Here is a 21,503-nt window from a genome sequence, read left to right as displayed (position 1 = left end):
AAGAATATGAAACAGAAATTCAACATCATAACGTCGACCTGCGTGCCTCTGCCTTTAGAGAACGTGGATACCGATCAGATAATACCCGCACGCTTCTTGAAAGCCACTACGAAGGATGAAAGTTTCTTTGGCGACAACCTGTTTCGCGACTGGCGCTATCAGGCTGACGGTAAGCTTAACAAGGATTTCGTGCTCAACAATCCTGCCTATAGCGGATGTATCCTCGTGGCAGGCAAGAATTTCGGTTCGGGCTCATCGCGCGAACATGCGGCCTGGGCTATTGCGGGCTATGGGTTCCGGGTAGTCATCAGCTCGTTCTTTGCCGATATCCACAAGAACAACGAACTCAACAATTTCGTACTTCCCGTGCAGGTGAGCGAGGCATTCCTCGCAGAACTCTTCCAAAGCATTCAGGACGACCCGAAGACTCTGGTAGAGGTCAATCTGCCCGATCAGACGGTAACGAATCAGGCAACGGGACGAAGCGAGCACTTCGACATCAACGGCTATAAGAAGCATTGTCTGATGAACGGACTCGACGATATCGATTTCCTTGTACAGAATAAAGAAAAAACCGAATTATGGGAACAGCAGAACAAGTAAGTCATTACAAGAGCCTGCGGCCTTTTGTGGAGATCATGGACTCAACACTCCGCGACGGCGAGCAGACCAATGGTGTGAGCTTTCTGCCCCACGAGAAACTCATCATCGCCCGAATGCTGCTCCACGACCTGAACGTCGACCGTATAGAGGTGGCTTCGGCTCGTGTGTCTGAGGGCGAGAAAGAGGCTGTCAGCATGATATGCCGCTATGCCGAGAGGATTGACAAGCTCGACAAGGTGGAAGTGCTGGGATTCGTGGATGGCGGACAGAGTGTCGACTGGATCGTGTCGTGTGGCGCAAAGGTCGTCAATCTGTTGGCTAAGGGCTCTCTGCGCCATTGCCAGGAACAGTTGGGGAAAACGCCCGAACAGCACATCGAAGATATCTGTCAGGCGGTGAAGTATGCTCGCAGCAAAGGTCTCACGGTGAACATTTATCTTGAGGACTGGAGCAACGGTATGAAAGACTCGCCCGAATATGTGTATCAGGTGATGGACGCACTATGCGACATCGGTATCCGTCGCTTTATGCTGCCCGATACGTTGGGAATCATGAATCCCCTGCAATGTATCGAATATTTCCGCAAGATGATGAAGCGTTATCCCGATACGCATTTCGACTTCCATGCGCATAACGACTACGATCTGGCCGTGAGCAATTCGTTGGCTGCCGTACTTAGTGGTGCCAAGGGACTGCACGTTACCGTCAACGGGTTGGGAGAGCGATGCGGCAATGCGCCTCTGTCGAGTGTGCAGGTGATTCTGAAGGATCAGTTCCACGCCAAGACCAATATCAATGAAGACAAACTGAACGACATTTCCCGTCTGGTAGAGAGCTATAGCGGTATCGCTATCGCGCCTAATCAGCCTATCATAGGTGACAACGTGTTTACCCAGGTGGCTGGCGTTCATGCCGATGGCGACAATAAGAACGGACTTTATCAGAACGAACTGGTGCCTGAGCGATTCGGACGCAAGCGTGAGTATGCCCTCGGCAAGAACAGCGGTAAGGCCAATATAGCCAAGAACCTGAAGGAACTGGGACTTGAACTGACGCCCGAGCAGACTCGTCGCGTTACCCAGCGTATTACCGAGTTGGGCGATAAGAAGGAGATTGTGACGCAGGAGGATCTGCCCTTCATCGTGAGCGATGTGCTTAAGCATGATGCGCCTGAGGATAAGGTGAAGCTTGTCAGTTACGTGGTGTCAACCGCCTATGGCCTGAAGCCCGGAGCCAATATCAAGGTCGAGATCAATGGACGGCAGTATGAGGCCTCGGCAACGGGCGACGGTCAGTACGACGCCTTCGTGAAGTCGCTGCGTTATATCTACAAGAAGTATCTCGACCGCACGTTCCCTATTCTGCAGAACTATGCGGTTACGATTCCTCCTGGCGGACGTACCGATGCGTTGGTGCAGACCGTCATCACATGGAACGACAACGGGCGTATCATGCGCACCCGTGGTCTGGATGCCGACCAGACGGAAGCTGCTATCAAGGCAACCTTTAAGATGTTGAACATTTACGAAAACGAACAGAAAGAAGAATTATGAAACTGAATATTGCAATACTTGCGGGCGACGGAATAGGTCCCGAAATTATGAAACAAGGTGTGGCTGTGCTCGACGCTATAGCAGAGAAGTGTGGACATGAGTTTGCTTACGAAGAAGCAATCTGTGGCGCTCACGCCATCGACGAGGTGGGCGACCCTTATCCCGACACTACCCACGAGGTGTGTATGCGTGCCGATGCGGTGCTCTTTGCTGCTGTGGGCGATCTGAAGTACGACCATAACCCCACGGCTAAGATACGTCCTGAGGTGGGGCTGCTGGCTATGCGTAAGAAACTGGGACTCTTTGCCAATGTGCGTCCTGTGGCTACTTTCGACTGCCTGCTGCATAAGTCGCCTTTGAAGGATGAACTTATTCGTGGTGCCGACTTCGTGGTGCTTCGCGAACTGACGGGAGGCATGTATTTCGGCGAAAAGTATCAGGACAACGATAAGGCCTACGATACCGACATCTACACACGTCCTGAGATTGAACGTATCGTGAAGCTCGGTTTCGAGATGGCTATGAAACGCCGCAAGCACCTTACCGTGGTCGATAAGGCCAATATCCTGGCTTCATCACGTCTGTGGCGTCAGATTGCCAAGGAGATAGAACCCCAGTATCCTGAGGTTACTACCGACTATATGTTTATCGACAATGCTTCGATGCGTGTGCTTACAGAACCACGTTTCTTCGATGTCATCGTTACTGAGAACACTTTTGGCGATATCCTTACCGACGAAACGGCCTGCATCACGGGGTCTATGGGTTTGCAGCCCTCGGCGTCGCTGGGTGAGCACACGCCGCTCTTCGAACCCGTTCACGGTTCCTGGCCTCAAGCTGCCGGGCAGAATCTGGCTAATCCGCTGGCTCAGATTCTGTCTGCCGCTATGTTACTCGAACATTTCGGACTGGAGAAGGAAGGCGCCCTTATTCGTGAAGCTGTCGATGCCTCTCTGGCTGCTAACGTGCGTACTCCGGAGATTCAGGTTGAGGGTGGTGCTCACTACGGTACTCGTGAGGTTGGCGCTTGGATTGTAAATTACATTAAGAATGCATAGATTAAAACTTATTGTGTTGCAGCTCTTGGTGGTTGTCTGTGCCTCGGCGCAGACGCCTCAGGAGTGGCGCGACTCTGTGTCAACCCTCATGGAGTCTATCCGTCGGAACCCTAAGAATGTCGATCTCCGATTGCGTAAGGCTGAAGCTAACATTAATCTGCAACAATGGGAATATGCCGTTGAGGAGTATGGCAACGTGCTCCATATTGACAACCGCAATCTGGCTGCCCTCTATTTCCGTGCTTTCTGTCATACTCAGTTGCGTCATTACGATTTGGCGCGTGTCGACTACGAGTCGTTTCTCGCCATTCAGCCTCAGCACTTTGAGGCGCATCTCGGCTTGGCGCATATTCTGCAGAAGTTAGGAAGAAAGGCCGATACGGCAGATGAGTTGAACCGTATCGTGCAACTCTTTCCTGATAGTGCCGACGCTTATGCCGCACGGGCTGCTTACGAAACGGAACAGCATCAGTATGAGGTGGCTGTCTACGACTGGGACGAAGCTCTCACTCGTCGCCCTTCAAGTGTAGACTTTGCCGTGTCGAAAGCCGATGCCCTGTTGCGACAAGGCAAACGTAAGGAGGCCCGCGACGTACTTGACGAGACGGTTAGGCGAGGCACACCAAAAGGTGCGCTCAAAGAGTGGTATGATCAATGTAAATAAGGATTGTACTTCAGCTCGTCGCTGATGGTGGTCTTTGGTCCATGTCCGCTGTAGACGGTTGTCTCGGCGGGCATTTTTGCGATAACGTTCTTCAGGCTCTCAGCCAGTTCTTTATAGCTGCCGCCCTCAAAGTCGGTACGTCCCACACTCATGCGAAACAATGTGTCGCCTGAGAAAGCTATGCCCTCAGCCTCGCAATAGAATACGACACCGCCAGGGGTATGTCCGGGCGTCTTCAGAATCTTCAGCTCGTGATGACCGAAGCGTATCACTTCGTTGGGCTCGAAATATCTGCCCACGGGCGGATACTCTCGTTTCAGCGGAACGCCGATCATTCTCAAGAACTGTCCGGGAATGTCGTTGATCAGGAAACCGTCTTCCTCTGCAATCTCCGCTTTCAGTCCGTAGGCATGATAGATGGTGTCTATGCCGAAGTTATGGTCGAAGTGTCCGTGTGTACAGAGCAGGTGTACGGGTTTCAGTCCCTCGTTGTCTATGTATTGGGTGATGGCCGTACGCTCTTCTTCGTAGTAGGCACCGCAGTCTATGATTACACATTCCTTCGTGTCGTCGCTTACTACATAGGTATTCTCCTGTAGCAGGTTGCACATGAAAGTCTTGATATTCAGCATATATTTAAATGGGTAAATATATCACATGTTTTTCCTTGAACCATTCTTCTTTGAAGAAGGTGCTGATGTCTGTTGCCTCTACAATCTTGGCATAAGGGCGCAACTCTGCCTGCAAGTCGCCGCCTTTCAAGCAGATAACGCCGTTGGGCAGGGCGTTACGTTGTGTCTTCGATACGTTTTTGCGCACAATCTTTACCAAGTCGGGTAGGGGCATCACCGCACGACTCACGATGAAGTCGTACTTACCCTTCTCCTCTTCACCACGCAGGTGGGTAGGTTCGCAGTTCTTGAGTCCGATAGCCTGCGATACCTCTTGTGCCACTCTTATCTTCTTGCCCGTACCGTCTATCAGCTTGAAGCGGCACTCGGGGAAAAGAATGGCTAAGGGTACACCTGGGAAACCGCCGCCAGTACCAAAGTCGAGTATTTCCGTGCCTGGGCGGAAGTTCACGATCTTGGCGATGGCCAACGAGTGAAGCACGTGGTGCTCATACAGGTTGTCGATGTCTTTTCTTGATATTACGTTTATCTTCGCATTCCAGTCGCGATAGAGCGCGTCGAGGGCATCAAACTGTCTCTGCTGCTCTTCGCTCAATTCTGGGAAATACTTTCTTATAATGTCTGCTGTCATAAATGCTTAATATGTGAATGAGTTCTTCAGTAATTTATCCAAACTCGTATAGGGTATGATGAGTTCTATCGAACCTTCTGAATATGCTGCAATCTCCGAGGGGTTATAGATAAAGGTAACCGTCTCGTCGCCTATGATGAAGTTCTCAGGGGCATAGATGTCTACCGATGTCAGGTAGTTGTGCTCCTTCAGTTCGCTGAGCGTGGCATAGCCCGTCTTTTCCTTTAGAGCTTTCAGCAGTATGTTGTTCAGTTGGTTCTCCGTACCGTCGGCAAACAGGTCTTCGAGTGTCAGCAGACGGCCTGTCTTCGCCTCGAAGTTCATGACTCGCATCAGGTGAGTTCCTCTGGCGCCCCCTTCATAATAATCTATTGTGGCTTGATAAACAACCGTCTGCTTGTTGCCTTGACTGGCTTCTGCTGATATGACGTAGTGGTATTCATACCAGGCTCTTTTTGTTGAATCGTTTCTGTCTTGCTTGTATAGCGGCAGCATGGTTTGCTTATAGGTGCTGACGTAGTTGTCGGTAAACCGCTCCATAGCTCCTGTCATCGACATATCGTGCATGTGGAACAGGTTTTCCACTACCGTGTTGTTTATCACTTCGGCCTTGTGGCCGTTTGCCTCGGTAGCCTGTAGAAGTTTCAGACTGATAGAGCATTTGGGCGAATCCTCGTCGCTTGTCAGCGCAACGGTTTTGTTCAGGGTCAGCTCCTCGAACTCTACCGTGTTCTCATCGGGCTGCTTGCAACTGATTGCCAGCATTGCTGCGACGGCTAAAAACACCCATTTTCGTCTGATTATCATCGTCTTTGCTCTTATTTTTTCCGCAAAAGTACACTAAAATCATGAAAATCGCAAATTTCTCGTAGAAAATCCGTAATTTTGCACCCAAATTCACAAAATATGCAAGAAAGAGATTTCAAAGCAGCCTTGTTCGACCTTGATGGTGTGGTATTCGACACCGAGCCCCAGTATAGTGTTTTCTGGGGTATGATATGTCGTGAGTATCACCCTGAGCATCCGGGACTGGAGCACGAGATCAAAGGTTCTACACTCACACAGATATACGACCGCTGGTTCAGCGGCCCCTTGGAGCAGCAGCGCTCCTCTATCACCGCCCGTCTCGATGCGTTCGAGCAGCAGATGCATTTTGACTATATCGCAGGGCTCGAAGCCTTGATAGCCGACTTGCACAATCATGGTGTCAAGACGGCTGTGGTCACCAGCTCTAATATCCCCAAGATGGAGAGCGTCTATCGTCATCAGCCCCGTTTCCGTGAGCTTTTCGACGCTATCCTCACTTCCGAGGACTTCTCGCGCAGCAAGCCCCATCCCGACTGCTATCTGACGGCTGCTGAGCGTTTCGGCTTGAAGCCTGAGGATTGCGTCGTCTTCGAGGACAGCTTCAACGGCCTGAAGTCTGGTCGGGCGGCTGGCATGCGTGTGGTTGGTCTTGCTACTACGAACGCAGTCGAGGCTATTGCTCCCTATTCCGACATACAGATAAGCGATTATGAGAACGTAGACTTTACAACTCTATGCTCAAAACTATAACCCCGTCAAGCGATAAACTTTAATCAGGAAGTAATGAACAGTCAAAGCACTCCCGTACATATCCGTTTGTGGCATCGTGAATTCTGGTTGATGGCCATAGCTAATTTCCTGTTGGCTATGTCAGTCTATATCCTCGTACCCACCTTGCCCCGCTGGCTGCTCTCCACGCAGCACCTCTCGCCGATGGAGATTGGTGTCGCTATGGGCGCTTTCGGTCTTGGGTTGTTCTTGCTGGGTATGTTCGTATCGTTCCTTGTGCAGCATTTCCGCCGCAACGTGGTCTGCATCTGGGCGGTTATTGCCGTAGGCGCTTTGACAGCTTTGTTATACTATCTCAACGAACAGCGTTTCCAGTCCTGCGATTTCCAGTTCATCGTTATCCAGCGTTTCGCCCTTGGAGCCGTGTTCGGTCTGGCGCAGATGGTGCTTACCAGCACGTTGATTATCGATACAAGCGAGTCGTTCCAGCGCACGGAGGCTAACCACTCGGCAGCCTGGTTCTCGCGTTTCGCCTTGTCGCTGGGACCTATGACGGGCCTGCTTCTCGACCGACTGATGGGCTTCAGCATCGTACTGCTCTCGGCTGTGGGGTGTGCGGCAGTAGCCGTTCTGCTCATCATGATGGTTCACTTCCCCTTCCGTGCGCCTCAAGACGATGTTCCTACCGTTAGTCTCGACCGCTTCTTTCTGCCTCACGGATTCCCGCTCTTCGTCAATCTCCAGCTCATTATGCTGGCAGTTGGCATACTTTTCTCGGTAGTTCTATCCGAGATGTTCTATGCCATGATGATGGTTGGTTTCTTGGCAGCCCTGTTGTCGCAGCGTTTTGTGTTCCGCAATGCTGAGGTCAAGAGCGAGGTCGTTTCGGGGCTTATTCTAATGATAGCCGCCCTGCTCATGCTGATTACGCGCACGCAGCAGATTGTATTCTATGCTGCTCCCGCCTTTGTGGGTTTCGGCTTGGGACTTATTGGCTCGCGCTTTCTGCTCTGTTTTATCAAGCTCAGCCGTCATTGCCAGCGCGGCACGTCGCAGAGCACTTTCCTGTTGGGATGGGAGAGTGGTATTGCCTGGGGGCTGGGTCTTGGCTATGCTTTGTTCTATGGCGATTCTGATCGTGCGTTTGTCACGTCGCTTGTACTCTTCGTCGTCGCCCTCGTTCTCTACAACTTCACGCACAACTGGTTCTGCACCCATAAGAACCGTTAAAGGGCGTGTGGACGAAAAGTAAACAATATTCATCTTTATTTCTGATGTTTGCAGAAGTGTCTTATTCATGGCCTTTGGGCAGACATACACTTTACTCCGACTAAAGTGGGACTTTACTCGGAGTAAAACCCTTCTTTAGTCGGAGTAAACTTCAGCTTTACACGTGGCTTGTTTCCTAGCCTTCCTTGACGTGGTTTTGCGTGTAAATGATTTTATAATCGTTCCGCGCCTTTTCGCTTAGTCTTTCAGTGAGTAGGTGATGGTGGTTACTACGCGCAGCTTTTTGATGTACGGCGTGTTCTGGTCGCGGTCTTCTATCTCAAACTGTCCCTGTCCGGCTGTCTGAATCTGCCCTAATTCGCTCTTGCTGGCTTCTGCAAACTGCTCGGCAGTCTTCTGTGCGTTCTTGATAGCTTCGGCCATCATCTCTGGCTTCATCTGCTGGAATGAGGCATATTCGTATTGAGGGTTGCTGTTTTCGATGGCAACGCCCTGCTTCAGCAGTTCTGCCTGTTTGAAGATGGCTTTGTTTACTTCCGTCACCTTGTTTGTGGCCACGGTAATCGTGGTGTTCACGATGTATCGGAAGTTCTTCTGGTTGTCACCCCATTCGCGGGCTTCGAGGTCGCTGATTGTTGGTGGGTTTACGGTAATCTCTTTCTCCTCGAGGCCGTTCTGTTGCAAGAACTTCTTAATCTTGTCCGTCTGGTGATTGATGCTCTCATAAAGCATAGGCAGGTCGTTGCCTGTCACTTTGGTACCGATGCTCCACGTCACTTTATCAGCGGGCACTTCGCGCTCGGCCAGTCCCTTTACCGTCACCTTTCGGTCTTTGTTGGCAAAATTGTCGATGCCGGATTTGATGAACAATCCTAAGAATACGATGCCCACAGCAATCAGGGCAGATGCAATAATACGATTTTCTTTCATACGCTTCAAAGTTTATAGTTTCACGCTGCAAAGATGAGAATAAAAAATGAGAAACGTATAGGAAAATCCCTATTTTTCATGACAGATTCCCTATTTGTATATTAAAAAGGTGTAAAAGTGAAAAAAAGGGGGTTATTATTTGTAGATATAAAAATAATAGCCTACCTTTGCACCCCAAAAGATTGCAGAATAACCATTAATAAAGATAATGAGAAAATCTATTTTCGATTTGTTGGATCGCAAGGGTCAGCAGCCCGTAAGCATGCTGACAGCTTACGACTACAATACGGCCCGCACCATCGACGAGGCGGGAATAGACATGATATTGGTGGGCGACTCGCTCGGTAACGTCATGTTGGGTTACGAAAATACATTGGCTGTTACCGTTGAGGACATGATTCATCACGGTAAGGCTGTAGTCAGAGGCGCCAGACAGGCTTTCGTGGTGGTTGATATGCCGTTCATGTCGTATCAGGCATCGGTGGAAGATGCTGTGCGCAATGCAGGACGCATTATGAAGGAGACAAACTGCCAGGCAGTGAAGCTGGAGGGCGGCGTGGAGTATGCCGACCGCATCAAGGCCATCACGCAGGCTGGTATACCCGTTGTGGCTCATATCGGACTGACGCCGCAGTCGGTAAACGCTATGGGTGGCTACAAGGTGCAGGGTAAGTCGCTGGAGCAGGCCAAGAAGCTGATCAGGGATGCGCAGGCTGTAGAAGAGGCTGGCGCATTTGCCATCACGCTGGAGTGTGTGCCTGCGACGCTGGCTAAGCTGATTACCGAACAGGCCAAGGCGCTGACTATCGGTATAGGTGCCGGTAACGGCTGCGACGGTCAGGTGCTAGTCTATCAGGATATGCTGGGCTATACCGATGGATTCACGCCAAAGTTCGTGAAGAAATATGCCGATCTGCATAGCGTGATGCTTGAGGCTTTCAAGCAGTACAAGCAAGAATGCGAGCAGCGCAGCTTCCCTGAGACAGGACAGACCTATGCTATCAGCGAAGAGGTGATGCAGGCATTGTTTGAAACGGAAATTGAAGAAGTTAAAAGAAGTTAGGGAAAAACCATGAAAGTAGTTAAGACTGTAAAAGAAGTAAGAGATATTGTTTCGGCTTGGAAGCAGGAGGGACTCACGGTGGGATTGGTGCCCACGATGGGTTTTCTGCACGAGGGCCATCAGAGCCTGATTAGCAAGTCGGCAAGTGAGAACGACCGTACGGTGGTATCGGTGTTCGTCAACCCCATTCAGTTCGGTCCGAATGAAGATCTTGAGGCTTATCCGCGTGACCTGAACCGCGACATGGAGAAGGTCGAGGAGGCTGGCGGTGACTTGATTTTCAACCCTGAGCCTGCTGAGATGTACCCAGGACACTTCACATCGTTCATCGATACGACAGAGACCACCGAACTGCTCTGTGGCGCTGTCCGCCCAGTTCACTTCCGTGGCGTATGTACCGTGGTGGGCAAACTCTTTAACATCGTTCAGCCCAACCGCGCTTACTTCGGACAGAAGGACGCTCAGCAGTTGGCTACGGTGAAACGTTTTGTGCGCGATCTGAACTTCCCGCTTGAGATTGTGCCTTGTCCTATCGTGCGTGAAGCCGACGGACTGGCCAAGTCGAGCCGCAATACCTATCTGAACCCTGAGGAGCGCCAGGCTGCGCTGATTCTCTCGAAGAGTCTGAAGAAGGGACGTGAGGTTATCGAAAAAGGTGAGCGCGACGCTCAGAAGGTGATTGGTGTTATTCGCGAGAATCTGGAGACAGAACCGCTGGCACGTATAGACTACGTGGAGGTCGTTGACTTTGAAAACATTCAGCGCACGCCGAGAATCGAGGGCGAGACGCTGGTGGCCATCGCCGTGTATATCGGTAAGACACGACTGATTGACAACTTTATTGTAAACATATAATTGCTGCGAAATGGAATTGACGCTTCTGAAAGCAAAGATACACCGTGCAACGGTGAAGCAGGCCGACCTTGATTATGTGGGTAGCATCACCATCGACTCAGAACTGTTGGCTGAGTCGGGCATTATGGAATATGAGAAAGTGGCTATTGCCGATATTGACAATGGCAGCCGCTTCGAAACATACGCCATCGCAGGCGAGGCGGGTTCGGGCATCATCTGTCTGAATGGCGCTGCAGCCAAGTGCGTCAACGTAGGCGACAAGGTGATTATCATGGCATACGCCCAGATGACGCCAGAGGAGGCACGTGAACACAAACCCGTCGTGCTGTTTGTCGACGAGGACAACAAGATTGTTCGTAAGGCCAACTACGAGAAGCACGGGTTGCTGATTGAACAGTAATAAATAAAAAAGACTAAAGGACTATGCTGACAGGAAAGACCATCGTACTCGGGGTGACGGGAAGCATTGCGGCCTATAAGACAGCCAATCTGGCTTCGATGCTGGTGAAACTGAATGCCGACGTGCATGTGATTATGACTGAGAACGCCACGAAGTTTATCACGCCGATGACCTTTGAGACGCTGACCAGCAACAAGTGCATCGTCGACACCTTCGACCGCAATTTCTCGTTCGATGTGAAGCATGTGTCGCTGGCTAAGCGAGGCGACTTGTTTATGGTGGCGCCCTGTACGGCAAATGTCATCGGTAAGGTGGCTGGCGGCATCTGCGATGATATGCTCACCACTACCATCATGGCCACAAAAGCTCCCGTGCTCTTTGCTCCAGCTATGAATACTGGCATGTGGGAGAATTCTATACTGCAAGACAATCTGCAGAAGCTGAAGCACCATGGCTATCATATCATAGAGCCCGTCGTTGGACGACTGGCTTGTGGCGATACGGGTAGCGGTAAGATGCCTTCGGAAGAGACGCTGCTGGAGCATATTCTATTACATCTGGCGAAGGAGAAAGATTTGCGAGGTAAGCGTATTCTTGTAACGGCAGGTCCTACGCAAGAGTCCATCGATCCTGTGCGCTTCATCACCAACCACTCGTCGGGTAAGATGGGCTACGCCATTGCTAAAATGGCAGTTTTGCGCGGTGCTGAAGTGACGCTTGTTTCGGGGCCTGTGAGCATTCAGCCCTTCGCTGGTATCAACAAGGTCGACGTGAAGAGTGCCCAGCAGATGTTTGAAGCTGTAACCGCCAGAAGTGCCCAGCAGGATATAATTGTGATGTGTAGTGCTGTAGCCGACTATAAGCCTGCTGACTATTCAGAGCAGAAAGTGAAGAAGAACAGTGGCGATATGTCTATAGCGCTGACTCGTACGCAGGATATTCTGGGCTGGTTGGGTGAGCATAAACGCAAGGGACAGTTGCTGGTAGGTTTCTCGATGGAGACAGAGAATCTGATAGACAATTCGCGTGCTAAACTCACGAAGAAACATGCCGACATGATTTGTGCCAACTCTATCGCCAGCGAGAAAACGGGGTTCGGCGTTGATACGAATCAGGTGACACTTGTCACATCTGATGGCATTAAGGAACTTCCGTTCTGTTCGAAAGAGAACACTGCCGACCAGATACTCTCACATATCATAACTCTTTCTTAGAAGATATGCGTATTCTCATCGATATCGGCAATTCTACCATTGTCATCGCTTTGGCTGATGAACAGGGTAATATCTCGTCTACTTGGCGATTCAAGACCAAGAAAGAAGAGACTGCTAGTTTTTTCCGCTATGAGCTTCGTCAGGGCCTGCGCAAGTATAGCGTAGAGGCGGCTGATATCGAGAATGTTATCATCTCGTCGGTTGTTCCCGAGGTGAACGATGATATTGCTCAGGCCGTGGTCGACCTGACGGGCATACAGCCCCATTTCTTTACTATTGCCGATGCTAAGGAGGTTGTCGGCATCGATGTGGAGTCGCCAGCCCAGTTGGGTAAAGACCGTCTGGCCGATGCCTTAGGAGCCGTTAGTTGTTATGGCGCACCCGCTATCATCATTGATTTTGGTACAGCCACCACCATTGGCGTAGTCGACGAAAACAGGTGCTTCCGTGGCGGACTCATTATTCCTGGTGTTAAGACTTCCCTTAGTGCCCTCAGTACGCGTGCCTCTCAACTGCCTGCCATCACCATCGAAAAACCAGCTCACCTTGTTGGGCGCAATACTCTTGAGTGCATGCAAAGCGGCATTCTCTATGGTACGGCTGCTATGATAGACGGTCTTATCGACAAGCTTCTGCCAACTTTTTGTGTAGAGCCTCATATCGTTGCTACAGGTGGTATGGCTAAAACCATTGTTCCCCATTGCCACCACAATATCATCATCGATCCCTATCTGCTGTTCAAAGGCCTGTTTCAAAGCAAATAGAAGACTTTTCTGCCTACGATGTTGCTCTGTATTTGAATAATGGGGATTTCCCTATCGAATCGTAGGGATTTATCTGCTTGTTTCTTGTTTTCAATATGTATCTTTGCAGTATCTATTTTAAAATTTAGAATTATGAAGAAAATAAGAAATGCGGCTTTGGTAGCCATCGTTGCGTTATCGCTCAGTTCGTGTGCATCAATGTTTTCAACCGTAGCCGATAAAGCTGCCAGCATTGAGTATGGCATGACCAAACAAGAGGTGACGGCCTTGATGGGTAAACCTAGTTATCGCAGGTTTGCCGAGGGACGGGATGAATGGGAGTATCGGTCTCTGCTGAACAATGATGATTACGACGTTGTGGTGTTGACATTTTACAACGGCCGGGTTGTTGCGATGGATTCATTCCGCGAGGTTCGTAAGGTTCATCCGAGGTTGCCCCAGCCTGATTCAAACAAAGAATAAACAGACTTTCCTCGTGCGTTCCACAACGATTTGTGACAATTAGGACAATTGGGACAATAATTTTTTGTACCTTTGCAGCGGATAAAACAGAAATGCATAATGGAGATAGTTATCATTGGTTCTGGCAATCTGGCTACGCAGCTTTCGCTTGCCTTGAGCGAAGCAGGCCACCACATCGGCCAAATATATAGCCGTACAGAGGCACATGCCAGCGAATTGGCGGCAAAGTTAGGGTGCAGGTATACCACCGATATCAGCCAAATAAGCGCTGAGGCCGAAATATACATCATATCGGTTAAGGACGATGCCATTGGAAGTTTGGCTGAGGCAGTAGGCAAACGGGCGAAGAATGCTATCGTGGTTCATACGGCTGGCAGCATCGGGATGGATGTTCTAAAAGGTAAGGCATTCCACTATGGAGTGCTCTATCCTATGCAGACATTCTCGAAGAGCCACAGGGTCGGTTTCCGTGAAATCCCTTGTTTTATAGAGGCTTCTGGCTGTGAAGAACTTGCTGTGATTCGTTCACTTGCGGAGAGCGTCTCCGACCACGTGGTGGATTGTGATTCGGCGAAGCGCAAGAAGATGCACTTGGCAGCGGTGCTGGCCTGTAATCTGACAAACCATTGCTATCGTCTGGCAGAGCGTGTACTCGAATCCGAGCAGATTGACTTTTGTCTTTTTTTACCTTTGATAGCTGAAACAGCACGCAAGGTGTCGGTTATGTCGCCTAAGGCGGCGCAGACAGGGCCTATGGTGCGCTATGACCTGAGCGTAATGGAGATGCAGATGGATATGCTGCCCGACGAGCGTACTCGCGAGATTTATCGTTTGATGGCCGAAAGCATTCACGAAGACTCTAAGTCTTAGATTCCCTTTAAAGAAAGCGAAATGCGCTTGCGGCGACGGTCTACTTCGATGACCCGCACCTTGAGATGCTGATGTAGTTTCACCACGTCAGTAGGGTGGGCTATGCGGCGGTTGGCCATCTGTGAGATATGTATCAGTCCGTCCTGATGGACACCAATGTCGACAAAGGCACCGAAGTTGGTGATGTTGGTCACGATGCCTGGCAGAATCATTCCCTCCACCAAATCGTCGATGGTGTTGACATTCTTGTCGAATTCAAACTCCTCAAGTTGCTCACGCGGATCGCGGCCTGGTTTTTCCAACTCTTTCATGATGTCGGTCAGCGTGGGGATACCCACCTCGGTCGTCACGTAGCGGCGGATATCGATAGCTTCACGCTTCTCTTTATTATTTATAAGGTCGGTCACCGAACAGCCCTGGTCTTTAGCCATCTGTTCTACGATGGCGTAACTTTCGGGATGAACGGCTGAGTTGTCGAGTGGATTCTTTGCACCAGGAATGCGCAGGAAACCTGCACACTGCTGATAGGCTGAGGGACCGAGGCGTGGTACTTTTTTCAGTTGGGCGCGCGAGGTGAAAGCACCATTGTCTTTTCTGAAATCTATAATATTCTTGGCGAGGGTAGGACCAAGCCCGCTCACATACATCAGCAGATGTTGTGAGGCGGTGTTAAGGTTCACCCCTACGAGGTTCACACAACTCTCTACGGTCTGGTCGAGTGAGTGTTTCAGTTTCGTCTGGTCTACATCGTGCTGGTATTGACCTACACCGATGCTCTTAGGGTCAATCTTCACCAGTTCGGCCAGCGGGTCCATCAGTCGACGTCCTATCGAAACGGCACCGCGAACGGTGACATCCTCATCAGGGAATTCATCGCGGGCTATCTTCGAAGCAGAATAAACCGATGCACCATCTTCGCTGACGGTAAAAACCTGCGGTGTTGGCGTCTCGGCATTATTCTTTGCGTCAATGTTGTAGCGGCCTGCGAGCACATCTTTGATGAAATCGTTGGTCTCTCTACTGGCTGTACCATTACCGATAGAGATGGCTTCTATCTGGTACTTTTGTATCATCTTCAGAACGGCGACGGCCGACTCTGTGCGTTTGTTGATTGGTGGGTGGGGGAAGATGGCTTCATGGTGAAGCAAATTGCCCTGAGCATCTAGACAAACCACCTTGCAACCTGTGCGGAAACCTGGGTCGACCCCCATTACACGCTTCTGCCCCAATGGCGCTCCCAGTAGCAGCTGACGTAGGTTCTCGGCAAACACACGGATAGCTTCATCATCGGCCTTCTCCTTGCTGAGAGTTGAGAACTCTGTCTCGATGGCTGGTTTGAGCAATCGTTTGTAACCGTCGTCGATGGCCTCTGCCACCAGTCGTCCGCAAAGTGTGTTTCCATATACATAATGACGCTTCAGACGTTCTACGGCTTCCTCGTCGTCGGGCGAGATGCTGATGCGGAGAATCCCCTCGTTTTCACCTCGGCGCATAGCCAGCAGTCGGTGGGAAGAACAACGTTTCAATGGCTCCTCCCAGTCGAAATAGTCGCTGTATTTGGCTGCCTCGTCTGTGTCGGCCTTAGCTTTCACAACCTTTGAGGTGATGAAGGCCTGGCGACTGAAGGCGTTGCGGAGTTGCTGGCGCGAACGCTCATCTTCGCTCACGGTCTCGGCAATGATGTCCTGAGCGCCCTTCAAGGCAGAGTCGGTATCCTTGACATCTCCTTTGATGAAGCGCTCTGCAGCTCGTTCAGGATCGCGCTCTCTTTGTAACAGCAGGATCTGAGCCAACGGCTCAAGCCCTTGTTCGCGTGCCACCTGGGCGCGTGTCCGCCGCTTGGGTTTATAGGGCAGATATATATCTTCGAGTTCAGTGGCATTCCAACAGTCGCGGATGCGCTTCTCTAATTCGGCTGTCATCTTGTCGAGGTCGGTGATAGTCTTAACAACGGTGTCCTTACGCTTTTGAATCTCCTGAAGTTTCTCGTAACGGTCGCTGATGGCGGCTATCTGCACTTCGTCGAGTCCGCCCGTTCGCTCCTTGCGATAACGTGAGATGAAAGGAATGGTGCAGCCTTCTTCGAGCAAAGCGAGTGTAGCGGCAACGGCCCGTTCCTGAAGATTCAAGGTGCTGGCAATGAGTTGTGCGAAGATATTCTTTTCCATAAGAGAGTCTATTAAATCGTTAATTTGTGTGCAAAAATAATGAATTTAAATGAGAAATTAGTAATTTTGCAGTTCGAAAACAACAAAATGAAAGTAAAATTAAGAATTCTCTGGTGCCTGATGCTGATAGTATCGTTTCAGGATGTGTGTGCTGAGGAGTCGGCTAATGCACGTCAGGCACGACGCATATTCAATTCGGCCTATGCCCAGGTGTTTGGAGAGCAAGGCGCCAGTCTTCACTACGATGTGAACATTACTGGTATCTACAAAACTGACGGCACTATTTGGTATAAGGGCAAGAAGAGTAAGTTTGAGGATGCCAAGATGAACTCGTGGAATGACGGCACGACGGTATATACCATTAAACGCAAAAAACATGAGGTAGAGATACATAGTGCCAAGAATAATAAGTCGGACAAGTATTCTCAGAAATTCAAGTTTGAGCCCGAGAACTACAATTATAGTATTGCAGAGGATCCGGAAGGGTTAATGTTGACTCTCAAGGTGAAGAAAGGAAAGAAGGGCATGAAGGAAATCCATGCGCTGGTAGGACGGAAGGATTATCATCCGATTCGTCTGCGTATCAAGATTGCCTTTATCTGGACGACTATCATGGTTTCGGATTTTAAGTCGGGTGGTATCACAGACGATATGTTGCGGTTCCCGAGTGAGAAATATAAGAGTTATAAGTTTGTAGATAAGCGATGATTTCGGTAGAAGGACTGAAAGTGGAATTCGGCGTCAAGCCATTGTTCGTTGATGCAAGTTTTGTCATCAACGACCGCGACCGTATTGCCCTTGTGGGTAAGAACGGTGCGGGCAAGTCGACGATGCTGAAGATAATAAGCGGACAACAGAAACCTACGGCAGGTAATATCAGTGTGCCCAACGACTGTAGAATAGGCTACCTGCCTCAGGTGATGATTCTGCAGGACGATACAACGGTGCGCGAGGAAGCACAGAAGGCGTTTGCCGACATCACCAGGATGAAGCAGCGTCTGGATGAGATGAACAGACAGCTGGCTGAACGTACCGACTATGAGAGCGAGAGCTATCTGGCACTGATAGAGAAATATACCACGGAACATGAGTGTTATATGATGATGGGGGCTGAGAGTCGTGAGGCTGAGTTGGAGCGTACGCTCACAGGACTTGGCTTCCTTCGCTCGGATTTCGATCGTCCTACCTCGGAGTTCTCTGGTGGTTGGCGCATGCGTATCGAGCTGGCGAAGATCCTGTTGCAGAAACCCGATGTGCTGTTGCTCGACGAGCCCACCAACCATTTGGATATCGAGTCGATACAATGGCTGGAGCAGTTCTTGTCGCAGTCGTCGAGTGCCGTCGTGCTGGTGAGTCATGATAGGGCCTTTATTAATAATGTATCGAATCGCACACTTGAAATCTCATGTGGTCGTGTGATCGACTATAAAGTGAAATACAACGAGTATGTGGTGCTTCGCAAGGAGCGTCGCGAACAGCAGATCAGAGCCTACGAAAACCAGCAGAAGGAAGTAGCTGAGATGAAAGCCTTCATTGAGCGTTTCCGCTATCAGGCCACGAAAGCTGTACAGGTACAGCAGAAAATCAAACAGCTGGAGAAAATCGTACCTATCGAGATTGACGAAGTCGACAATTCGGCTATGCATCTGAAGTTTCCACCTTGCTTGCGTAGTGGCGACTATCCCGTTATCTGCGACGAAGTGAGGAAAGACTATGGGGCACATACCGTTTTCGATCATGTGTCGCTCACCATCAAGCGGGGCGAGAAAGTTGCTTTCGTGGGTAAGAACGGCGAAGGAAAGTCTACGCTCGTGAAGTGTATCATGGGCGAGATTCCCTATACGGGCGAACTGAAGATTGGGCATAATATCCAGATAGGTTACTTTGCCCAGAATCAGGCTCAGTTGCTTGACGAGAGCCTGACGGTATTCCAAACGATAGATCATGTGGCGAAGGGCGAGATCCGTCTGCGCATCAATGATATCCTTGGCGCCTTCATGTTTGGTGGCGAGGAATCGGATAAGAAAGTAAAAGTGCTTAGCGGTGGCGAACGTAGCCGTTTGGCGATGATTCGTCTGCTTTTGGAACCAGTAAACCTGCTGATTCTCGACGAGCCTACCAACCATCTCGATATGCCTTCTAAGGATGTGTTGAAAGAGGCCATCAAGGCTTTCGATGGTACAGCTATTATCGTGAGTCACGACCGTGAGTTCCTAGATGGTCTGGTAACGAAGGTCTATGAGTTTGGTGACGGTAAGGTGAGGGAACACCTGGGTGGAATCTACGACTTCCTCCGTACCAAGAAAATCAGCGAACTGAACGAGTTGGGCAAGGATTCGAATAGTGCTCAGCAAGGAAACGGCAGTTTTCCTACGGGGAAACCAACAGTTTCCACCGTGGGAACTCCCAGTTCCCCCCATGGGAACTCTCAGGAAACAATATCCAAAGCCCTCAGTTATGCAGAGCATAAGGAGCGTCAGAAACAGAAGAACCGTGCCGAGAAGGCCGTTAAGGAGTCGGAAAAGAAAATTGAGAAACTGGAACAGAGGCTGAAAGAGCTCGACGACTTGCTGATGGTTCCTGAGAATGCTTCTGATATGACCCTCGTCACAGAATATACTTCGACAAAGAAATGTCTCGATGAAGAGGTAGAATGCTGGGAGAAACTCAGCGAAACCTTAGAAGAGATAACCCAATATTAACTAACAATAGATTTATGAAAAAAATTGTAACAATGATGGCAATGGCATCAATGTCTTTGATGACAATGGCACAGGCACCGCTCGGATCGGGGTTGAACAAAGCCGATTTCGATACCAGCGCGCGTCCTGGTGATGATTTCTATCAGTATGCATGTGGTGGATGGATGAAGAGTAATCCGCTTCCCGCTGCTTATTCTCGTTATGGCAGCTTCGACCGCCTGCAGGAGGATAACGACAAGCGTATTAACGCTATTCTCGCAGAGCTTCTGAGCAACAGCTACGAAAAGGGAACTATAGAGCAGAAGCTCAGCGATCTTTATAAGCTGGCAATGGACTCTACGCGTCGTAACAATGAGGGCGTGGCTCCTCTGATGCCGCTGATCAAGAAGCTCGAGGCAGCCAAGACCACCAAGCAGCTGCTCGACATTCAGTTGGAACTGGCTCCCTACGGAGAACAGGAGTTCTTCTTCTGTGGTTTCGGTGCCGATGATAAGAATGCCACACAGAATATTCTGAACGTTTATCAGGGTGGGCTCTCCTTGGGTCAGAAAGAGTACTATCTTGAAAACGATAAGCCTACAGCGGATATCCGTGAAGCTTTTAAGAAGCACATTGTCAAGATGTTCCAGCTTTTTGGCTTTAGTAAGAGTGCAGCAACCAAGAAGATGCAGAATGTCATGAAGGTTGAGACAGAGTTGGCCAAGGTAAGCAAGAGCCGCACAGAACTGCGCGATCCTGAGGCTAACTACAACAAGATGACGCTGAAAGAGTTTGAAACCAAGTATCCTAACCTTCCTCTGGTGAGGGTGATGAGCGCTCAGGGGATAGACGCTAAGTATCTGCAAGAGATGGTTGTGGGACAGCCTGCTTTCCTTGAGGGTGCCAACAAACTTGTTGGTTCTATCAAACCCGCTGAATATCGTGACGTGATGGAGTGGGGACTCATCTCTGAAGCTGCCAATTATTTGAGCGATGCTACTGTAGCTGAGAGTTTCGACTTCAACGGTAAGATTCGTTCAGGTCGTAAGGAAAACCACCCGCTTTGGAAACGCAGTACTTCTCAGGTAGAACGTGTGATGGGTGAAGCGCTGGGTAAGATTTACTCAGAGAAATACTTCCCTGAGGCAGCTAAGAAGCGCATGGTGACATTAGTGAAGAATCTTCAGATAGCCCTTGGAGAGCGCATCGCTGCTCAGGACTGGATGGACGATTCCACCAAGGTGAATGCCCTGCTGAAGTTGAATTCATTTTATGTAAAAGTTGGTTATCCAGACAAATGGACAGACCTCTCGAAACTAGAGATTGATCCTGCAAAATCTTATTACGAAAACATGCAGGCGTGTGCCAAGTTCTGGAATGAGTGGAGTATCAATCATCGTGTAGGAAAACCAGTAGACCGTGATGACTGGCATATGACGCCTCAGACGGTAAATGCCTACTATAATCCTACCACCAACGAGATCTGTTTCCCTGCAGGAATTCTTCAGTATCCTTTCTTCGATATGAATGCAGACGATGCGTTTAACTATGGTGCTATCGGTGTAGTGATTGGTCATGAGATGACTCACGGATTCGATGATCAGGGCCGTCGTTTCGATAAGGATGGAAACATGCACGACTGGTGGACGGATAGTGATGGAAAGAATTTTACAGAACGTACTGATAAGTATGCTGATTTCTTCTCTAAGATTGAAGTGCTGCCAGGCTTGTTTGGCAACGGACGTCTGACGCTGGGTGAGAATCTGGCCGATCATGGCGGTCTGCAGGTTGCTTGGGCAGCCTATAAAAATGCTACAAAGCGTGAACCTCTGGAAGAGAAAGAAGGCCTGACAGCCGATCAGCGTTTTTTCCACGCCTATGCTGGCGTGTGGGCTGGTAATATTACCGACGAGGAAATCCGTAACCGTACGAAGAGTGATCCTCACTCATTGGGACGCTGGCGTGTAAACGGTGCTCTTCCCCATATCGATGCATGGTATGAAGCCTTCGATGTAAAAGAAGGTGATAAAATGTTTATCCCTAAGTCGGAGCGCTTGGAATTGTGGTAATTTAACGTTTAAAACGATAAAAATGCCGTCGTAAATGTAAATTTACGGCGGTTTTTTTTGTTTATTAAGTTTTTTTGTTTACTTTTGCACCTAGCTTTTGCAGATAAATCACATGTTTAA

General features: G+C 49.7%; 21 protein-coding genes. 16 read left to right on the top strand and 5 right to left on the bottom strand.

Going from position 1 to position 21,503, the window contains the following annotated elements; all coding sequences use genetic code 11:
- Positions 1–6: 6 nt before the first annotated feature.
- From leuD to T325_RS04870, 4 genes are read left to right on the top strand one after another with little or no spacing between them, the layout of a single operon-like run.
- On the top strand, positions 7–603 hold the full coding sequence (gene leuD, locus T325_RS04885; RefSeq protein ID WP_036911218.1) for a 3-isopropylmalate dehydratase small subunit: 597 nt from the start codon (positions 7–9) through the stop codon (positions 601–603).
- Positions 582–2,156: an alpha-isopropylmalate synthase regulatory domain-containing protein gene (locus T325_RS04880; protein WP_036910980.1), complete on the top strand. Its 1,575-nt coding sequence runs from the start codon at positions 582–584 to the stop codon at positions 2,154–2,156. The genes leuD and T325_RS04880 overlap by 22 nt, the downstream gene beginning before the upstream one ends.
- A complete protein-coding gene (gene leuB, locus T325_RS04875) occupies positions 2,153–3,214 on the top strand; it encodes a 3-isopropylmalate dehydrogenase (RefSeq protein WP_036910977.1) in 1,062 nt (353 codons plus the stop codon). The genes T325_RS04880 and leuB overlap by 4 nt, the downstream gene beginning before the upstream one ends.
- Positions 3,207–3,878 (top strand): tetratricopeptide repeat protein, encoded by a 672-nt coding sequence (locus tag T325_RS04870; protein WP_036910975.1) that lies wholly within the window; start codon positions 3,207–3,209, stop codon positions 3,876–3,878. The genes leuB and T325_RS04870 overlap by 8 nt, the downstream gene beginning before the upstream one ends.
- Here the strand turns inward: T325_RS04870 and T325_RS04865 are convergent.
- The 3 genes from T325_RS04865 to T325_RS04855 are packed head-to-tail and all read right to left on the bottom strand — an operon-like array spanning position 3,866 to position 5,948.
- Positions 3,866–4,510 (bottom strand): MBL fold metallo-hydrolase, encoded by a 645-nt coding sequence (locus T325_RS04865; protein WP_036910973.1) that lies wholly within the window; start codon positions 4,508–4,510, stop codon positions 3,866–3,868. The two genes, T325_RS04870 and T325_RS04865, sit on opposite strands and share 13 nt — an antisense overlap.
- Positions 4,511–4,514: 4 nt before the next feature.
- On the bottom strand, positions 4,515–5,141 hold the full coding sequence (gene rsmG, locus T325_RS04860; RefSeq protein WP_036910971.1) for a 16S rRNA (guanine(527)-N(7))-methyltransferase RsmG: 627 nt from the start codon (positions 5,139–5,141) through the stop codon (positions 4,515–4,517).
- 6 nt (positions 5,142–5,147) lie between these two features.
- Positions 5,148–5,948: an RsiV family protein gene (locus T325_RS04855; RefSeq protein WP_081911050.1), complete on the bottom strand. Its 801-nt coding sequence runs from the start codon at positions 5,946–5,948 to the stop codon at positions 5,148–5,150.
- A gap of 99 nt (positions 5,949–6,047) precedes the next feature.
- Between T325_RS04855 and T325_RS04850 the strand changes: the two genes are divergently transcribed.
- Positions 6,048–6,698: an HAD family hydrolase gene (locus T325_RS04850; RefSeq protein ID WP_036910967.1), complete on the top strand. Its 651-nt coding sequence runs from the start codon at positions 6,048–6,050 to the stop codon at positions 6,696–6,698.
- A 33-nt stretch (positions 6,699–6,731) separates the two neighbouring features.
- On the top strand, positions 6,732–7,907 hold the full coding sequence (locus T325_RS04845; RefSeq protein WP_036910965.1) for an MFS transporter: 1,176 nt from the start codon (positions 6,732–6,734) through the stop codon (positions 7,905–7,907).
- A gap of 237 nt (positions 7,908–8,144) precedes the next feature.
- Here the strand turns inward: T325_RS04845 and T325_RS04840 are convergent, their stop codons facing one another.
- Positions 8,145–8,837, bottom strand: a complete 693-nt coding sequence (locus tag T325_RS04840) for an SIMPL domain-containing protein (protein WP_036910963.1) — start codon at positions 8,835–8,837, stop codon at positions 8,145–8,147.
- A 208-nt stretch (positions 8,838–9,045) separates the two neighbouring features.
- Here T325_RS04840 and panB point away from each other — a divergent pair, with 208 nt between their 5' ends.
- From panB to T325_RS04805, 7 genes are all read left to right on the top strand, one after another.
- Entirely contained in the window at positions 9,046–9,900 is an 855-nt protein-coding gene (gene panB / locus T325_RS04835) for a 3-methyl-2-oxobutanoate hydroxymethyltransferase (RefSeq protein ID WP_036910961.1), read from the top strand.
- Positions 9,901–9,909: 9 nt separating this feature from the next.
- On the top strand, positions 9,910–10,755 hold the full coding sequence (gene panC, locus T325_RS04830; RefSeq protein ID WP_036910960.1) for a pantoate--beta-alanine ligase: 846 nt from the start codon (positions 9,910–9,912) through the stop codon (positions 10,753–10,755).
- A gap of 10 nt (positions 10,756–10,765) precedes the next feature.
- Positions 10,766–11,155, top strand: a complete 390-nt coding sequence (panD, locus tag T325_RS04825; RefSeq protein WP_036910959.1) for an aspartate 1-decarboxylase — start codon at positions 10,766–10,768, stop codon at positions 11,153–11,155.
- Positions 11,156–11,178: 23 nt separating this feature from the next.
- Positions 11,179–12,369 carry a bifunctional phosphopantothenoylcysteine decarboxylase/phosphopantothenate--cysteine ligase CoaBC gene (coaBC, locus tag T325_RS04820; RefSeq protein ID WP_036910958.1) on the top strand — a complete coding sequence of 397 codons (1,191 nt, stop codon included), beginning with the start codon at positions 11,179–11,181 and terminating at the stop codon, positions 12,367–12,369.
- A gap of 5 nt (positions 12,370–12,374) precedes the next feature.
- Positions 12,375–13,133 carry a type III pantothenate kinase gene (locus T325_RS04815; RefSeq protein ID WP_036910957.1) on the top strand — a complete coding sequence of 253 codons (759 nt, stop codon included), beginning with the start codon at positions 12,375–12,377 and terminating at the stop codon, positions 13,131–13,133.
- A gap of 132 nt (positions 13,134–13,265) precedes the next feature.
- Entirely contained in the window at positions 13,266–13,595 is a 330-nt protein-coding gene (gene bamE / locus T325_RS12550) for an outer membrane protein assembly factor BamE domain-containing protein (RefSeq protein ID WP_036910956.1), read from the top strand.
- A gap of 99 nt (positions 13,596–13,694) precedes the next feature.
- The gene (locus tag T325_RS04805) at positions 13,695–14,465 is read left to right on the top strand and encodes a Rossmann-like and DUF2520 domain-containing protein (protein WP_036910954.1); all 771 of its coding nucleotides are present in this window, start codon (positions 13,695–13,697) and stop codon (positions 14,463–14,465) included.
- Here the strand turns inward: T325_RS04805 and T325_RS04800 are convergent.
- Complete coding sequence (locus tag T325_RS04800; RefSeq protein ID WP_036910952.1) at positions 14,462–16,633, bottom strand: Tex family protein; 2,172 nt, start codon at positions 16,631–16,633, stop codon at positions 14,462–14,464. The two genes, T325_RS04805 and T325_RS04800, sit on opposite strands and share 4 nt — an antisense overlap.
- Before the next feature lie 87 nt (positions 16,634–16,720).
- On the opposite strand from T325_RS04800, the gene T325_RS04795 reads away from it, so the two are divergent.
- From T325_RS04795 to T325_RS04785, 3 genes are read left to right on the top strand one after another with little or no spacing between them, the layout of a single operon-like run.
- On the top strand, positions 16,721–17,341 hold the full coding sequence (locus tag T325_RS04795; RefSeq protein ID WP_036910950.1) for a LolA-like putative outer membrane lipoprotein chaperone: 621 nt from the start codon (positions 16,721–16,723) through the stop codon (positions 17,339–17,341).
- Positions 17,338–19,335, top strand: a complete 1,998-nt coding sequence (locus T325_RS04790; RefSeq protein ID WP_036910948.1) for an ABC-F family ATP-binding cassette domain-containing protein — start codon at positions 17,338–17,340, stop codon at positions 19,333–19,335. The genes T325_RS04795 and T325_RS04790 overlap by 4 nt, the downstream gene beginning before the upstream one ends.
- Positions 19,336–19,349: 14 nt before the next feature.
- A complete protein-coding gene (locus T325_RS04785; protein ID WP_036910946.1) occupies positions 19,350–21,383 on the top strand; it encodes a M13 family metallopeptidase in 2,034 nt (677 codons plus the stop codon).
- Positions 21,384–21,503 lie beyond the last annotated feature (120 nt).

Origin of the sequence: Prevotella sp. FD3004 (assembly GCF_000746155.1) — a bacterium.
Lineage (GTDB): Bacteria > Bacteroidota > Bacteroidia > Bacteroidales > Bacteroidaceae > Prevotella.
This window is presented reverse-complemented; position numbering and strand designations above follow the sequence as displayed.

Excerpts from the sequence above, each read along its gene's own strand:
- T325_RS04855 (WP_081911050.1), bottom strand. The coding sequence starts at position 5,948 with ATGATAATCAGACGAAAATGGGTGTTTTTAGCCGTCGCAGCAATGCTG.
- T325_RS04805 (WP_036910954.1), top strand. The coding sequence starts at position 13,695 with ATGGAGATAGTTATCATTGGTTCTGGCAATCTGGCTACGCAGCTTTCG.
- T325_RS04840 (WP_036910963.1), bottom strand. The coding sequence starts at position 8,837 with ATGAAAGAAAATCGTATTATTGCATCTGCCCTGATTGCTGTGGGCATC.
- T325_RS04790 (WP_036910948.1), top strand. The coding sequence starts at position 17,338 with ATGATTTCGGTAGAAGGACTGAAAGTGGAATTCGGCGTCAAGCCATTG.
- coaBC (WP_036910958.1), top strand. The coding sequence starts at position 11,179 with ATGCTGACAGGAAAGACCATCGTACTCGGGGTGACGGGAAGCATTGCG.
- T325_RS04845 (WP_036910965.1), top strand. The coding sequence starts at position 6,732 with ATGAACAGTCAAAGCACTCCCGTACATATCCGTTTGTGGCATCGTGAA.
- T325_RS04850 (WP_036910967.1), top strand. The coding sequence starts at position 6,048 with ATGCAAGAAAGAGATTTCAAAGCAGCCTTGTTCGACCTTGATGGTGTG.
- bamE (WP_036910956.1), top strand. The coding sequence starts at position 13,266 with ATGAAGAAAATAAGAAATGCGGCTTTGGTAGCCATCGTTGCGTTATCG.
- panB (WP_036910961.1), top strand. The coding sequence starts at position 9,046 with ATGAGAAAATCTATTTTCGATTTGTTGGATCGCAAGGGTCAGCAGCCC.
- T325_RS04865 (WP_036910973.1), bottom strand. The coding sequence starts at position 4,510 with ATGCTGAATATCAAGACTTTCATGTGCAACCTGCTACAGGAGAATACC.
- panC (WP_036910960.1), top strand. The coding sequence starts at position 9,910 with ATGAAAGTAGTTAAGACTGTAAAAGAAGTAAGAGATATTGTTTCGGCT.
- T325_RS04870 (WP_036910975.1), top strand. The coding sequence starts at position 3,207 with ATGCATAGATTAAAACTTATTGTGTTGCAGCTCTTGGTGGTTGTCTGT.
- panD (WP_036910959.1), top strand. The coding sequence starts at position 10,766 with ATGGAATTGACGCTTCTGAAAGCAAAGATACACCGTGCAACGGTGAAG.
- leuD (WP_036911218.1), top strand. The coding sequence starts at position 7 with ATGAAACAGAAATTCAACATCATAACGTCGACCTGCGTGCCTCTGCCT.
- T325_RS04880 (WP_036910980.1), top strand. The coding sequence starts at position 582 with ATGGGAACAGCAGAACAAGTAAGTCATTACAAGAGCCTGCGGCCTTTT.
- rsmG (WP_036910971.1), bottom strand. The coding sequence starts at position 5,141 with ATGACAGCAGACATTATAAGAAAGTATTTCCCAGAATTGAGCGAAGAG.
- T325_RS04785 (WP_036910946.1), top strand. The coding sequence starts at position 19,350 with ATGAAAAAAATTGTAACAATGATGGCAATGGCATCAATGTCTTTGATG.
- leuB (WP_036910977.1), top strand. The coding sequence starts at position 2,153 with ATGAAACTGAATATTGCAATACTTGCGGGCGACGGAATAGGTCCCGAA.
- T325_RS04795 (WP_036910950.1), top strand. The coding sequence starts at position 16,721 with ATGAAAGTAAAATTAAGAATTCTCTGGTGCCTGATGCTGATAGTATCG.
- T325_RS04800 (WP_036910952.1), bottom strand. The coding sequence starts at position 16,633 with ATGGAAAAGAATATCTTCGCACAACTCATTGCCAGCACCTTGAATCTT.
- T325_RS04815 (WP_036910957.1), top strand. The coding sequence starts at position 12,375 with ATGCGTATTCTCATCGATATCGGCAATTCTACCATTGTCATCGCTTTG.